Below are 11,022 nucleotides of genomic sequence, written 5' to 3' on the forward strand. Positions count from 1 at the left end.
CACCACCGGCGTGCGAGCCACCGGACGACGCGGGCTCGGCCACCTCGGCCCGGCGGGCGAGCGTCGCCTCGTCGAGGGACGCACGGCACCGGCGCAGGAGCGCGAGGGCCGCGCCCGCCTCCGCCGGGCGCTCGTCGGCCTGGCGCGCGGCCAGGCACTGGACGAGCTCGTCGACCTCGGCGGGCAGCCACTCGACGGCGTCCGACGGCGGGGGGACGTCGCTGTTGACGTGCTGGTACGCGACCTGGATCGGGGTGGCCCCGGTGAAGGGCTGCCGTCCGGTGAGCATCTCGTACAGGAGGATGCCCATGGCGTAGACGTCCGTGCGGGCGTCGCTCGTCCCCTGCGTCACCAGCTCGGGCGCCAGGTACGCCACGGTGCCGAGGACCGTGCCCGTGCTCGTGTGGCTCGCGTCGGTGAGCGCACGGGCGAGGCCGAAGTCGACCACCTTGACGCGGCCGTCGGTCGCGAGCAGCACGTTCTCGGGCTTGACGTCACGGTGGACGACGCCGGAGCGGTGCGCGACGGCGAGGGCGTCCAGCACCGACTCGGCCGTGTCGAGGGACTCCGCCACGCTGAGCGGACCGGTCTCCGTGAGGCGCCGGCGCAGGCTCGTGCCGTCGACGAACTCCATCGTGAGGTAGCTCGTGTCGCCGTCCACACCCTGGTCGTAGACCCCGACGACGCCGGGGTGCGTGAGGCGTGCGGCGGACCGCGCCTCGCGGCGGAACCGGGCGACGAAGTCCGACCCGGAGGCGCCGTCGGCCAGGTGCGGGTGCATGATCTTGAGCGCGACCTCGCGCTCGAGCCGCCGGTCGAGAGCCCGGTACACCGTGGCCATCCCGCCGCGTGCCACGCGCGACAGCACCTCGTAGCGCCCGTCGACCACCTGGCCGATGAGCGGGTCCGTCAGTGTCGCTGCCACGGCCGCAGTGTACGTGCGGTCTCCGTGCGTCCCGGGGAGGCCCGCGGTCAGCCGAACCGTGTCATGAGCGTCTGCACGCTGGCCACGTACCGGCGCGTGTCGGCGTACATGCCGTTCCGCTTCACGCCCGCGAGGCCCTGGTAGTACCCCGCGATGGCGGTCGGCAGGTCCGGTGCGCTGCGGACCAGCTGCCGGAGGATCGCCACCCCGGCGACGACGTTGTCGTGCGGGTCGAGCAGGTTCAGCTGCCGGCCGACGAGCTGGGAGGCCCACGTCCCCGAGGACGGGATGACCTGCATGGTCCCGATGGCGTTCGCCGGGGAGACGGCGGCCTGGTTGAAGCCGGACTCCTGGTGGGCGATGGCCAGGGCCAGCGCCGGGTCGAGCCCCATCTCGCGTGCCGTCGACGCCACGAGGGCCTGCATCTCGGCACGGCTGGGCACACCGGCCGCGAGGAGGGCGGCCTTGTTCCGGTTCGCGGCGTCGACCGTTGCCTGCGGGTAGGTGCGCCCCGCGAAGGTGTTGCCCACGAGCGTCGTCGGCGCGGCGACGGGCGGGGCGGTGGGTGCGGCCCCCGGGATGGTGAGGGTCTGACCGACGCGGACGAAGGCGCGGGCGTCGAGGCCGTTCGCGGCGACGACGGCGGCGACGGTGGTGCCGTAGCGCGCCGCGATGCCCGAGACGGTCTCTCCGGCCGCGACGCGGTGGGAGGCGGCGGCGGGCGCCGGAGCGGGCGCCGGAGCCGCCGAACCGCCCGGGATGGTGAGCGTCTGACCGGCGCGGATCCGGGCACGGTCGTCGAGGCCGTTCGCGGCGACCACGGCGACCACGGTCGTCCCGTAGCGCGCGGCGATCCCGGAGACCGTCTCGCCCGAGGCGACCCGGTGCGTGGTCGTGGCGGCGGCCGGGGGAGCGGCGGCCGGTGCGGGAGTGGCGACGGGTGCGGGGGCCGAGCCCGGCGCGCCCGGGATGGACAGCGTCTGGCCGGCACGGACGAACGCGCGCGCGTCGAGGCCGTTCGCGGCGACGACGGCGGCGACGGTGGTCCCGTACCGCGCCGCGATGCCGGACACCGTCTCGCCGGAGACGACGCGGTGCGAGAGGGCGGCGGGCGCGGGGGTGGCCACCGGCGCGGGGGCCGGTGCCGCGGTGGGCGTCGCCGCGGAGGGGATGACCAGGCGCTGGCCGGTCCGGATGGTCGCGCGGGCGTCCAGGCCGTTCGCCGCCACGATCTGCCGCACCGTCGTCGCGGAGCGCAGGGCGATGTGGCTCACCGTGTCCCCGGGCTGGACCGTGTACTCCTCGGCGGCCGCGGGTGCGGCGCCCTGCGCGACGCTGGCCACGACGAGCGCGAGACCCAGGCCACCCGTCCCTGCGGCGCGGCGGCGGACGGTCGTTTCGGTGGCACGCGGGGAGGTGGGGCGCATGGATCCGTCCTGTGAAGGCTGGGGCTGATGATGCGTGTGTGACTGGTGTGACAGTAGTGGACGGTAGTCGATCAGGCCGATCGCGGGGAAGGGTCCCGGCCTGCCTTCACCCGCCCTGCCCTCTGCGTAGGCTGGCGCGGTGATCGACCTGGATGCCCTGGTGGGCGAGTGGCTGCCCCTTCCCGACGTCGCGGAGCGGCTCGGCTGCGACGTCGGCGCGGTCCGCCGGCTGGTGGAGGACCGCTCCCTCCTGGCCCTGCGGCGCGGGGAGCGGCCGGTCCTGAAGGTCCCCGCGGGCTTCCTCGTGCCGACAGACGGCGGGGCCTGGCAGGTCGTGCCCGCCCTTCCCGGCACGCTGACCCTGCTCGCCGATGCCGGGTTCTCCGACGAGGCCGCCGTGCGGTGGCTCTTCACGCCCGACGAGACGCTCCGTGGGCTGGGCACGGGACCGGTGCGTCCGTCCACCCCGGTCGAGGCGCTCGCCGCGGGCCACAAGACCGAGATCCGGCGTCGGGCGCAGGCCGAGGCGCTCTGAACCCACCGTCCGGCGCGCACGGCCCTGCCGGCGTGCGGCGGGCGGTGCGGGGTCAGGCCGGCCGGTCGACGGCGGCCTGCCCGAGCCGGACGAGCATCGTGCGGCCGGGCTCGGCGAGCGGCGCGCCGGCAAGGGTGTCGAGGGCCGGCCCCGCGAGGTCGTCGATCATCGTCTCCACCGCGTCCAGCGCGCCGCTGCGGTGGAGCACGGCCCGCAGCCGCTCCACGTCCTCGACCGCCAGGTCCCGGCGGCCCAGGTGCTCCGTCAGGAGCGCGTGGTCCTCGGGCGAGGCCTGCTGGACAGCCCGGGCGACGAGCACCGTCCTCTTGCCCTCGCGCAGGTCGTCGCCCGCGGGCTTGCCCGTCGCGGCAGGGTCGCCGAAGACGCCGAGCACGTCGTCGCGCAGCTGGAACGCCTCGCCGAGCGCCAGCCCCGTGCTCCGGCAGCGGTCGACGGCGCCCTGGTCCGCGCCCGCGAGCACGGCGCCGAGGACCATCGGGTGCTCGACGCTGTACCGCGCGCTCTTGGCGCGGACGACGGCGCGCGCGCGAGCCTCCTCCTCGTGCCCGTCACCCCAGGGCAGCGCTTGGGCCAGCACGTCGAGGTACTGCCCCACGGTGACCTCGGACCGCATCCGGTCGAAGACGGCGCGCGCCCGCGCGCCGACGGTGCCCGGCGCGGTCGCGAGCGCCGTGGAGAGCTGTCGCTCGCTCGCGACGAGAGCCAGGTCACCCAGCAGGATCGCCGCCGCCTCGCCGAAGGAGTCGGCTGGACCGGACCACCCGGCGGCCCGGTGCACGGCCTCGAAGTGCCGGTGGGCCGCCGGCCGGCCCCGGCGCGCGTCGGAGCCGTCCATGACGTCGTCGTGGAAGAGCGCCGCGGCCTGGAACAGCTCCAGGGCCGCCCCGACCCCGAGGACCGTGCGCCGGTCGGCGGCCGTGCCGTGGGCGGCCGCCTCGAGGCCGCCGTGGGCGCGCCACGACCAGTAGCAGAAGGCCGGTCGCAGCCGCTTGCCGCCCTCGATCATGGTGCCGAGGGCGTCGAGCAGGGCAGCCGCGTCCGGTCCGTAGCCCTCGAGCTCCCCGCCGAGCGCCGCCAGGTGCTCGTCCAGGAGGCCCGCCACGTCCGCGCGGACGTCCTCGGTGTCGGTCAGGGGCGTCGAGGGCGCTGTCACGATCGACACCCTAGATCGCCGACGACGCCGCGGGTGGGCGTCAGCCGCCGTCGTCGGCCGTCCGGACGCGTCCGCCCAGCGTCAGGGTGCGGCCGCCGTCCACGTCCAGCACACCGATCGTCACGAGCTCGTCGCCGCCGGACCGGGTGAAGGTCGCGTCCGCCGTCGGCCCGGACTCGTCGGCCGGGGGCGTCACCTCGGTGAACCCCGCCTCGGTCAGCACGTCCCGGTAGAGCGTCATCACCGCGCCGACGGACATCTGGGTCCGGAGGTTGAGCGACACCTCGCGGACCGGCGACTCGCCCACGGGGACCGCCGACGTCACGAGCAGGACGGCGTCCTCGGGGACGGGGAGGAGCTCCACGGGGAAGTCCTCGACGAGCGTCCCGACCCGCGGGGCGTCCTCGTCCTCGTCGGCCTCGGTGGCGTCCGTCGCGGCCCGGGCGGCCGGGGCGGCGAGGGGTGTGCTGTCCGCCGCGTCCGTCGCTGTCTCCGCAGCGGCGGGAGCCGGCCGTGCCTCTCCCGTGCCGGTGTCGCTCGTGGTGGTCCCGCTGCAGCCGGCGACGAGCGCGGCGACAGCGAGCCCCAGGAACGGCCGCGCGAGACGGGTGGGGACGCGGACGGGCGCGCCGGGGCGATCCCGCTCCGCTGCGTCCGCTCGACCCGTGTCGACCATGGAACAACGGTAGTCCGCGCCGGGCCGGGTCTCCGCGGCCTCACCCGGGTGAATCGCCGACGCCGCCGGGGAGGACGGGTGCGCCGGCCGTCCACAGCAGGACCGGTCCGCGGCCGTCCACAGTTCGGTGCGCCTCGCCGGCCTCGTCCGGCGGGCGGCGTAGTCCGATCGGGCCATGACCACCACGATCCGCACCCGTGAGCCGCGCGAGCTCCTGGCCCTCATCCCCTTCCAGCTGGGCTTCCAGCCCCGCGAGAGCGCTGTCGTCGTCAGCATCCGTACCCAGCGGTCGCGGGTCGGCCTCGTGGCCAGGGTTGACCTCGAGGCCCTCACGGACCCCGAGCAGGGTCCGGTGCTGGCGCGGTCCCTCGTGCGCCACCTCGTCGCGGACGGGGCGGGCGGCGTCGTCCTGGTCCTCTACTCGGACCTGGACCTCCAGCAGGAGCACCCGGAGGTCGCGCGCGCCGCGCACGACCATCTCGCCGACGCCGCCGACCACCTGCTCGGCGAACCGTCGACCTGGGTCGTGGGTCCGCAGGGCTGGTACGGCCTGGGGTGCGTCGACGCCCGGTGCTGCCCGGTCGGCGGCCGCCCCCCGTCCGACCTCGAGGCGGCTGCGGTCAGCGCGGAGATGGTCCTGCGGGGCGCGTCCGTGGCGTCGTGCCGGGAGGACCTCGGCGACGTCGGGCGCGCCGGCGCGGCGGACCGTCGTTCGGCACGCCGGGCGGCCGCGCGGTGGTCGGCGCGGCGCGCCGCCTGCGAGGGACCGGAGGCGTTGCACCGCTGGCGGCAGCTCTCGCTCGACCTCTGGCGCGAGGCGCTCGAGGGGGCACGGGACGCCCCGGTGGGGCCAGGACAGGAGGACGCCGTGCCCGGCGCGGGACGGCTGCCGGCGGCCACGGTCCTCGGGCGCCTGCGGGCCGGCCTCGAGGACGTGCTGGTCCGTGACGCGGTGCTGCTCCTGCTCATCCCGGGGACACGGCGGCTCCCGGACCGCCTCGTGGCCGGGGACGCCGGGGAGGAGGTGGGCGCCGCGCTGCAGCGCGTCGTGGACCCCTCCCAGGGCGTACCGCCCGACGAGACCACCGTCCTCGCAGCGGAGCGCCTGCTGCGCACGGTGGGGGCCCACGCCCCCGGGCACCCGGCGGTGCCCACGCTCCTCGCCGTCCTCGCGTGGTGGAAGGGCGACGGAGCGCGAGCGGGTGTGCTGCTGGAGCGCGCGCTCGACCGCGACCCGGCCTACCGCCTCGCGGTGCTGGTCCTGGAGGCGCTGGCCCACGGGATGCCGCCGGGGTGGCTGGCCCCGCGCGGTCGCTGACCGGCCGGGGCGCGACCCCGCGGCGGGCTGGGCCGGGCCACGGGCGGGACCATCGGGGCCGGGGGAGCCCGGGCGATCCGGTAGCGTCGCCACGTCGTTGCAGCCGCCGTACGAGGAGGACCGATGAGCGTCGTGGTCGGCTACGTTGCCACGCCCGAGGGGGCTTCGGCGCTGGACGCCGCCCTCACCGAGGCGCGGCGGCGCGGCGTGCCGCTGGTCGTCGTCCTCAGCGAGCGGGGCCAGCGCTTCGGCTCCGAGCCCTCGGACCTCGAGCAGAACGTCCAGGAGGTGACGGCTCGGCTGGCCGACACCGGTGTGCCGTTCGAGGTCAGGCAGACGGCGCGGGGCCGCGACGTGGCCGACGACATCATCGGTGCGGCGGTGGAGCAGTCGGCCGAGCTCATCGTCATCGGGCTGCGGCGGCGCAGCCCGGTGGGCAAGCTCATCCTCGGTTCCAACGCTCAGCGCATCCTCCTCGACGCGCCCTGCCCGGTGCTCGCGGTCAAGCCTCAGCCCGCCTGAGCGTCCTGCCGCGCGGGGAGCGCGCGTGCGCCGGGCTGTCGCTCCACCCCGCCGGGGCCCCGGACGTTACAATGGTTCTTCGATCCCGGACCTTCCCTCCGAGCCCTGGTGTGCCGAAAGGTTCTCTCTTGCCCTCCCAGACTTCCCGTCCTGCCCTCCCGCGTGAGTTCGAGAGCCCTGCCCTGCAGGACCTCGTGCGCCTCGGCCGCACCCACGGCTCCGTGGACGCGGAGTCCCTGCGCTCCGCGTGCGAGGCCGCCCAGGTGGCTCCCGCCCGCCTGCGGGCTGTGCTGCGAGGGCTGCAGGACGCCGGCATCGCCGTCAACGAGCCCGTGGCCCGGCCGGCCGTCGCCGCCGCCACCACTCGTCGGGCGAGCGCGACGACGGTGAAGGCACCGGAGGCCGGCGAGGCCGCCGAGGCCCCCGTGAAGAAGACGACGACGAGGCGGGCGAAGCCGGCTTCGGGTGCCGCGACCGAGGTCAAGGCGGGGGCCCCCGCCGCGCGTCCGGCGACGAAGGCGTCCGCCGCCAAGGGCAAGGTGGCGGCGAAGGGCACGGCCGAGGCGGTCGGGTCCGCCGACGACGAGGACGTCGACGACGTCGAGCCGGACCTGGTCGACCCTGCCGACGTCGTCGACGTGGCCGCTGTCGAGGAGGTCGAGGCCGACACGCCGGTCGCCGACGACGAGGAGACGGCCACCGACGAGGAGACCGAGGCCGGGCCCGCCGCGGCCGCCCCCGCCAAGGCGGAGGACGAGGACACCGGTTTCACCTACTCCGACGCGGACGACGACGACGCCCCCGCCCAGCAGGTCGTCACGGCCGGGGCGACCGCGGACCCCGTCAAGGACTACCTCAAGCAGATCGGCAAGGTCGCCCTCCTCAACGCCGAGCAGGAGGTCGAGCTCGCGAAGCGGATCGAGGCCGGTCTCTTCGCGGAGGAGAAGCTGGCCGCCGCCACGAACCTCGAGCCGAAGCTGCGGCGCGAGCTCGAGTGGATCGCCCAGGACGGCCGTCGGGCCAAGAACCACCTCCTCGAGGCCAACCTGCGCCTCGTCGTCTCCCTCGCCAAGCGCTACACCGGCCGAGGGATGCTGTTCCTGGACCTCATCCAGGAGGGCAACCTGGGCCTCATCCGCGCCGTCGAGAAGTTCGACTACACCAAGGGCTACAAGTTCTCGACGTACGCGACGTGGTGGATCCGGCAGGCCATCACCCGTGCGATGGCGGACCAGGCGCGGACGATCCGCATCCCGGTCCACATGGTCGAGGTGATCAACAAGCTGGCCCGGGTGCAGCGGCAGATGCTCCAGGACCTGGGCCGCGAGCCCACTCCCGAAGAGCTCGCCAAGGAGCTCGACATGACCCCGGAGAAGGTCGTCGAGGTCCAGAAGTACGGGCGTGAGCCCATCTCCCTGCACACGCCCCTCGGGGAGGACGGCGACAGCGAGTTCGGCGACCTCATCGAGGACTCCGAGGCCATCGTCCCGGCCGACGCGGTGAGCTTCACGCTCCTGCAGGAGCAGCTGCACCAGGTGCTCGACACCCTCTCGGAGCGCGAGGCGGGGGTCGTCTCCATGCGATTCGGACTCACGGACGGCCAGCCGAAGACCCTCGACGAGATCGGCAAGGTCTACGGCGTGACGCGCGAGCGGATCCGCCAGATCGAGTCCAAGACGATGTCGAAGCTGCGCCACCCGAGCCGCTCGCAGGTCCTGCGCGACTACCTCGACTGAGGTTCCTAGCCGCTGGCGGGTCCGTTCCCAGGTCAGATGCCTTTTCCGGGTGCCTGACACGCTGAGTATGGACCCGCACAGCGCTACTAGTCAAGATATCGCGCTACACTCCTCCTGTGGCGAGACGACCAGCGCACCCCGACCTCGGTTCTCTGCTGCCATCCTGGGAGCTCTCCCTACGGGCTGAGCGCAAGGCAGCGGCCACGGTGAAGTCCTACACCGACGCGGTGCGCGGCTTCCTGACGTACTGCACCGAGGCGGGCGTGCCGGCAGTCATCGACAAGCCCACGGTCAACGGGTTCAGTGCCGCGCTGCTCGAGTCCGGCCGCGAGGCGGCCACCGTCCGATCCCGTCAGCTCGGTCTACGGCGCTTCACCGCGTGGATGGTCGAAGAGGGGGAGATCCCGGCCGACCCCCTCGCCGGGCTCAAGGCGCCCAAGCTCGACGCCAAGGTGATCGAACCCCTGACCGACGACCAGCTCCGGGCGCTGCTCAAGGCGTGCGGCGGGACCGAGATGCGCGACCGCCGAGACGAAGCGCTCGTGCGGTTCATGGTGGAGACCGGGACCAGGGCGGGGGAGACCATCGCGCTCGAGGTCCCCGACGTCGACCTCCTGGCCGGAACCGCCATCGTCCGCCGGGGCAAGGGCGGCAAGGGTCGCATCGTCCCGTTCGGCCCGCAGACGGCCCGCGCCATCGACCGGTACAAGCGCGCCAGGGCCACGCACAGGCTCGCAGGGACGCCCGCGCTGTGGCTGGGGGATCGCGGTAAGGAGTTCTCCTACGACGCGCTACACAAGACGCTCAGAGAGCGCGCCGCCAAGGCCGGGATCACCGGCTTCCACCCGCACCTGCTGCGCCACACTGCCGCGCACCGCTGGCTCGCCGCCGGCGGCTCTGAGGGCGGTCTCATGGCCGTTGCCGGGTGGTCACAGCCGGACATGCTCATGCGCTACACACGGGCGCGTGCCGCCGAGCGAGCCGCCGCCGAAGCTCGCTCGCTGAATCTGGGGGACCTATGAGTGAGGATCCGAACGGGGAAGTGCTGGCCCTCTTGCCGGTCCATTGCGCCCGCTGTGCCAGCAAGTACGGGCGCGGAACGCTTCTCGGAGAGATGAGTCTGTGGCCTGCGGGCCTTGGTGGGGGTTGGCGATGGAATCGGTTCGAGCGGCAGAAGATCTATCCTGACGGGCGCCGGGAAGTCCGCGGAGTGACTTCCGATGCCAAGCGAAGCGGGGGCGCGGAAGCGCGCTGTCGGCGGTGCGGAAGTCGGCCAAGGTTCAAGATATCCACGCTGGCCGAAGCTGCTGAGCGGGCGCGACACGCTGGGGATTCACAGATCTTCGTCTAGGTCGGGCATGTGCGCTATGCTCGCCTCGTCTGAATAACGGTCAGGGCTCAACGTAAGCCGCGAAAGCGCCGCCGCCCTCTCTGCTGAACTTGCACCTAGCCCCGATTTTCCGGGCCAGGCCCAGGGTCAGCCGAGAGGTTGTGCCCAAGATGACCGAAGCTGAACGCAGAATCCGCGCCAGCATCGCAGCTCACGACTCGTGGGCTCAGACGTCAGACCGAAGCGCCCGCACCGCCCCCGCTCGCGCCGCCCTCATGGCGAAGTTCGAGCGCCAGGTCGACCCGGACGGCACCCTGCCGCCCGACGAGCGCGCACGCCGCGCTGAGCACGCCAGGAAGGCCCACTTCGCCCGCCTGGCTCTCAAGTCAGCCCGTGCCCGCCGTCGCTCCCGTGAGGCCGCGAGCGAGGCCGCTGAGGCCGACGCCGAGCTGAGCGCGCTCGGGGGTGGGGCCGTTGCCTGAGCAGACACGAGAAAGCCGCCCCCGGGGCAGTGGGGACGGCATCCTCGAACCAAGAGCTGACGGGCTCACCGACAGTGTGCACCGCGACGGCGCCGGAGAGGTAGCCGCCGCGCCAGCGGCCACCGTCTTCCAGCCGATGCCGGCCCTGAGCCCGGAACAGCTCGACGCGCTACGTCGGGACATCGCCGACCGCGGCGTCGTGGTCCCGGTGGTCATCGACCAGCACGGCCGGGTGCTCGACGGTCACAACCGGAGCCGGATCGCCGCAGGGCTCGGGATCGAGTGTCCCACCGAGACGCGGTACGTCCGCGACGACGACGAGGCCGCAGACCTGGCCGTGACGCTGAACTGCGCGCGCCGGCACCTGAACCGGGAGCAGGTCCGGCACGTCGTCCGTGCCGAGCTCGACCGTCGCCCCGGGGACTCCGACCGGGCGATCGCCCGCCGTGTCGGGTGCTCCCCGAGCACCGTCGGCGCGATCCGCCGCGGGCAGGTGTCCAACTTGGACACCACCATGAGCGCGGCCGAGGCCGCCGACCGCACCGCAGAGATTCGCACCGCGCTCAAGTCGGCCACCGAGGGGCTCCTCGCCCTCGTCATCGAGGCGATGACGAACAACATCTCCGTCGACAGCATCGTCACGGCGTTGACGACGGCGCACAGGTCGATCGTCCGTGAAGGGCGCGACGAGCACGACGTCATCCGCAGGTACGTCTACGACCCCGTCATCGACTACGTCCTCGACCCGGACGTGCAGGCCGCGTGGCGGGCGCAGTGGGACCACGAGACGTTCCAGCCGCTACAGGAGCACGAGAGATCGCACCTACTCCTCGCGCTCGCGGGAGGTGGTCCCCGTGGCTGAGACCTCCTACGCGCTCGACCTCGCCGCGATGCCAC

General features: G+C 74.0%; 11 protein-coding genes. 7 read left to right on the forward strand and 4 right to left on the reverse strand.

Annotated features, from left to right (window positions below):
- On the reverse strand, nucleotides 1-925 hold a 925-nt coding region (locus N866_RS12350; protein WP_034226768.1), incomplete at its 3' end, for a protein kinase domain-containing protein.
- Nucleotides 926-972: 47 nt separating this feature from the next.
- Nucleotides 973-2,352: a lytic transglycosylase gene (locus N866_RS12355; protein WP_052022996.1), complete on the reverse strand. Its 1,380-nt coding sequence runs from the start codon at nucleotides 2,350-2,352 to the stop codon at nucleotides 973-975.
- Nucleotides 2,353-2,491: 139 nt separating this feature from the next.
- On the opposite strand from N866_RS12355, the gene N866_RS12360 reads away from it, so the two are divergent.
- A complete protein-coding gene (locus N866_RS12360) occupies nucleotides 2,492-2,887 on the forward strand; it encodes an Rv2175c family DNA-binding protein (RefSeq protein WP_034226769.1) in 396 nt (131 codons plus the stop codon).
- A 52-nt stretch (nucleotides 2,888-2,939) separates the two neighbouring features.
- On the opposite strand, the gene N866_RS12365 is transcribed toward N866_RS12360, so the two are convergent.
- Together N866_RS12365 and N866_RS19960 are read right to left on the reverse strand one after the other, a co-directional pair.
- A complete protein-coding gene (locus tag N866_RS12365) occupies nucleotides 2,940-4,061 on the reverse strand; it encodes a polyprenyl synthetase family protein (protein ID WP_052022998.1) in 1,122 nt (373 codons plus the stop codon).
- A 40-nt stretch (nucleotides 4,062-4,101) separates the two neighbouring features.
- Nucleotides 4,102-4,737: a hypothetical protein gene (locus N866_RS19960; RefSeq protein WP_052022997.1), complete on the reverse strand. Its 636-nt coding sequence runs from the start codon at nucleotides 4,735-4,737 to the stop codon at nucleotides 4,102-4,104.
- Between the two features lie 175 nt (nucleotides 4,738-4,912).
- Here N866_RS19960 and N866_RS12375 point away from each other — a divergent pair, with 175 nt between their 5' ends.
- The 6 genes from N866_RS12375 (at nucleotide 4,913) to N866_RS12400 (ending at nucleotide 10,987) form a co-directional block, all read left to right on the forward strand.
- Nucleotides 4,913-6,055: a DUF4192 domain-containing protein gene (locus tag N866_RS12375; protein WP_034226770.1), complete on the forward strand. Its 1,143-nt coding sequence runs from the start codon at nucleotides 4,913-4,915 to the stop codon at nucleotides 6,053-6,055.
- A 123-nt stretch (nucleotides 6,056-6,178) separates the two neighbouring features.
- Nucleotides 6,179-6,577: a universal stress protein gene (locus N866_RS12380; RefSeq protein ID WP_034226771.1), complete on the forward strand. Its 399-nt coding sequence runs from the start codon at nucleotides 6,179-6,181 to the stop codon at nucleotides 6,575-6,577.
- 128 nt (nucleotides 6,578-6,705) lie between these two features.
- On the forward strand, nucleotides 6,706-8,313 hold the full coding sequence (locus N866_RS12385) for an RNA polymerase sigma factor (RefSeq protein ID WP_034226772.1): 1,608 nt from the start codon (nucleotides 6,706-6,708) through the stop codon (nucleotides 8,311-8,313).
- Nucleotides 8,314-8,429: 116 nt separating this feature from the next.
- Nucleotides 8,430-9,335, forward strand: a complete 906-nt coding sequence (locus N866_RS12390) for a tyrosine-type recombinase/integrase (protein ID WP_155855340.1) — start codon at nucleotides 8,430-8,432, stop codon at nucleotides 9,333-9,335.
- 583 nt (nucleotides 9,336-9,918) lie between these two features.
- Nucleotides 9,919-10,125 (forward strand): hypothetical protein, encoded by a 207-nt coding sequence (locus N866_RS22425; RefSeq protein WP_245612579.1) that lies wholly within the window; start codon nucleotides 9,919-9,921, stop codon nucleotides 10,123-10,125.
- Nucleotides 10,126-10,261: 136 nt separating this feature from the next.
- Nucleotides 10,262-10,987, forward strand: a complete 726-nt coding sequence (locus N866_RS12400; protein ID WP_034226773.1) for a ParB N-terminal domain-containing protein — start codon at nucleotides 10,262-10,264, stop codon at nucleotides 10,985-10,987.
- Nucleotides 10,988-11,022 lie beyond the last annotated feature (35 nt).

This window comes from Actinotalea ferrariae CF5-4 (assembly GCF_000603945.1).
Classification (GTDB): domain Bacteria; phylum Actinomycetota; class Actinomycetes; order Actinomycetales; family Cellulomonadaceae; genus Actinotalea; species Actinotalea ferrariae.

What these genes read in the sequence shown, in the direction of transcription:
- N866_RS12355 (WP_052022996.1), bottom strand. Translation starts at nt 2,352, where the DNA reads ATGCGCCCCACCTCCCCGCGTGCCACCGAAACGACCGTCCGCCGCCGC.
- N866_RS19960 (WP_052022997.1), bottom strand. Translation starts at nt 4,737, where the DNA reads ATGGTCGACACGGGTCGAGCGGACGCAGCGGAGCGGGATCGCCCCGGC.
- N866_RS12375 (WP_034226770.1), top strand. Translation starts at nt 4,913, where the DNA reads ATGACCACCACGATCCGCACCCGTGAGCCGCGCGAGCTCCTGGCCCTC.
- N866_RS12380 (WP_034226771.1), top strand. Translation starts at nt 6,179, where the DNA reads ATGAGCGTCGTGGTCGGCTACGTTGCCACGCCCGAGGGGGCTTCGGCG.
- N866_RS22425 (WP_245612579.1), top strand. Translation starts at nt 9,919, where the DNA reads ATGGCGAAGTTCGAGCGCCAGGTCGACCCGGACGGCACCCTGCCGCCC.
- N866_RS12400 (WP_034226773.1), top strand. Translation starts at nt 10,262, where the DNA reads ATGCCGGCCCTGAGCCCGGAACAGCTCGACGCGCTACGTCGGGACATC.